The organism is Wenjunlia tyrosinilytica (assembly GCF_014646055.1).
Taxonomy (GTDB): domain Bacteria; phylum Actinomycetota; class Actinomycetes; order Streptomycetales; family Streptomycetaceae; genus Wenjunlia; species Wenjunlia tyrosinilytica.
Genome location: NZ_BMMS01000117.1, coordinates 1 through 2,606 on the forward strand (window position 1 = coordinate 1; position 2,606 = coordinate 2,606).

The 2,606-nt window shown below is 71.1% G+C and carries 1 protein-coding gene and 1 pseudogene; both read right to left on the reverse strand.

Annotation, left to right across the window (positions count from 1 at the left end):
- A partial coding sequence (locus tag IEY86_RS35755; RefSeq protein WP_189136067.1) for a beta-ketoacyl synthase N-terminal-like domain-containing protein occupies positions 1–1,117 on the reverse strand: 1,117 nt, incomplete at its 3' end.
- A gap of 58 nt (positions 1,118–1,175) precedes the next feature.
- A pseudogene (locus IEY86_RS35760) lies at positions 1,176–2,591 on the reverse strand (beta-ketoacyl reductase); the annotation flags it as partial.
- Between the last annotated feature and the right edge of the window lie 15 nt (positions 2,592–2,606).

Genomic DNA, 2,606 nt, shown 5'->3' on the forward strand with positions numbered 1-2,606 from the left:
CACCGGCCACACCGGCAGCCGCCTGCGTATGCCCGATGTTCGACTTCACCGACCCCAGCCGCAGCGGTCTGTCGGCCGGACGGTCCTGGCCATAAGTGGCCAGCAGCGCCTGCGCCTCGATCGGGTCGCCCAATGACGTGCCCGTCCCGTGCGCCTCCACCGCGTCCACGTCCGACACCGACAGGCCCGCGTCCGCGAGCGCAGCATGGATCACCTGCCGCTGGGAGGGGCCGTTGGGCGCGGTCAGGCCGTTGGACGCGCCGTCCTGGTTGACCGCGCTGCCGGCCACCACCGCGAGCACCGTGTGGCCATTGCGACGGGCGTCCGAGAGGCGTTCCACGACCAGGACCCCGGCGCCCTCACCCCACCCGGTGCCGTCAGCGGCCTCCGAGAACGCCTTGCAACGGCCGTCCGCGGCCAGCCCCCGCTGACGGCTGAACTCCACAAACGCGTTCGGCGTNCGCGTCGCCAGGTGCAGTGCCACCAGCGACGACGAACAGGCCGTGTCCACCGTCAGGGTCGGCCCCTCAAGACCGAGCACATACGCGATCCGCCCCGACATCACGGCCGCCGTGCTGGCGGTGGCCAGATATCCGTCCGCGTCCTCGGGGCTGTTGAGCAACAGCGCCAGGTAATCCTGGCCGTTGGTCCCGGCGAACACCCCGGTCCGGCTCCCCCGCAGCGTTCCGGGCTCAATGCCGGACCGCTCCAGGGCCTCCCACGATGTCTCCAGGAGCAGCCGCTGCTGGGGATCCATGGCCACGGCCTCCCGTGGCGAGATCCCGAAGAACGAGGAATCGAACAACGGCGCCTCGTAGACGAAGGCGCCCTCCCGCGCGTATGTCGTCCCCGGCCGCTCCCCCGACGGATCGAAGATCCCGTCCAGGTCCCATCCACGGTCCGCCGGAAAGGACGAGACCGCGTCCGTGCCCTCGATCAGCAACCGCCAAAAGCTCTCCGGTGAGTCCACCCCGCCGGGGAACCGGCACCCCATACCCACGACCGCGACGGGTTCGTGCCGATGTGTCTCGGCTTCGTGCAGTCGCTTGCGGGTCTGGCGAAGGTCCGCGGTCACCAGCTTGAGGTATTCCCGCAGCTTCTCTTCGTTGGTCGCCATCGAGTTCACTTCCCTAGCAGGAGCCGTGAGTGATCCAGGGAACGCCGACTCCGCAAAGTCAGGAGATTCCGAGTTCTTTGTTGATGAGGTCGAACATCTCGTCGTCCGTGGCTTCGTCCAGCTCCGCCGCGTCGTCCGCACCGTCCGTCGCAGCCTCCGCGCCCGTCCAGATCGACAGCAGTTCCCGCAGTTTCGCGGTCACCCTGATATGCGTTTCGCCGTCCGACTCCGCCGGTCCGGTGGCCGTCAGGAGGGCGGCCAGCCTGTCGATCTGCCCCAGGACCCCGGTGGCTTCCGGGGCACCTGGATCGGCGCCCAGGAGTTCGGTGCGCAGGAAGTCGGCGAGTTCGGCGGGGGTCGGGTAGTCGAAGACCAGCGTGGCCGGGAGCGGCAGTCCCGTTTCCGCACTGAGCCGGTTCTTGAGCTCGACCGCTGTCAGGGAGTCGAAGCCCAGGTCCCGGAAGGCACGCCCCACCTCCACGGCGGTTGTGTCCGCGTGGCCCAGCACCCAGGCGGTGCGGACGCGGACCAGCTCGAGCAGGGCCTGCTCACGCTCGGCCTCGGGAAGCGCGCCGAGTCGTTCCCGAAGCCCGGAGCCGCCCGGAGCGCCGCCCTGTGCGGCATCCGCGTCCACGGCGGCCCGGGCCTCGGGGAGGCCGGTGACGAGCGGGCTGGGTCGGCCGCCGGTGAATGCCGGGGTGAAACGGGACCAGTCCACATCGGCCACCACGGCCACCGGATCGGCACCGTCGGTGAGGCGTTTCAGGGCCGCCAGCGCGGAATGTGGGTCGAGACCGCCCAGACCTCGGCGGCGCAGATAGTCCCCGACCCCCTCGTTCTCGGCCATCCCGGCCTCGGCCCAGGGGCCCCAGGCGATGGACACCGCCCGAAGACCCGAAGCTCGACGCCGCTCGGCCAGGGCGTCCAGGTAGGCGTTCGCCGCCGCGTAGTTGCCCTGGCCCGGAGCGCCGACCGCACCCGCGAAGGACGAGAACAGCACGAACGCCGAGAGATCGCTGTCCCGGGTCAGCTCGTCCAGATGCGCCGCCGCTACGGCCTTGCCCTGGAGGACGGCGGCAAACCGCTCGGGCGTCAGCGCGTCGACGACTCCGTCGTCGAGGACACCGGCCGCGTGTACGACGGCGTCCACGGGATGCTCCACGAGCAGCCGGGCCAGAGCGTCCCGGTCCGCCACATCACAGGCCGCGACGGTCACCCGAACGCCCTGCCCGGCCAGCTCGTCGCTCAGCTCCGCAGCGCCCGGCGCCTCCAGGCCCCGTCGGCTCACCAGGACAAGATGCTCAGCACCCTCGGCAGCGGCCCACCTGGCCACCCGGACACCCAGCGCACCGGTGCCACCGGTGATCAGCACGGTCCCCGACGGCGACCACGCCGAGGCCGAAGTCGCCGCGGGCATCCGCTCCAGACGACGCCCGAACACACCCGAGGCCCGCACCGCGACCTGGTCCTCACCGGCTCCCGAGAGCAC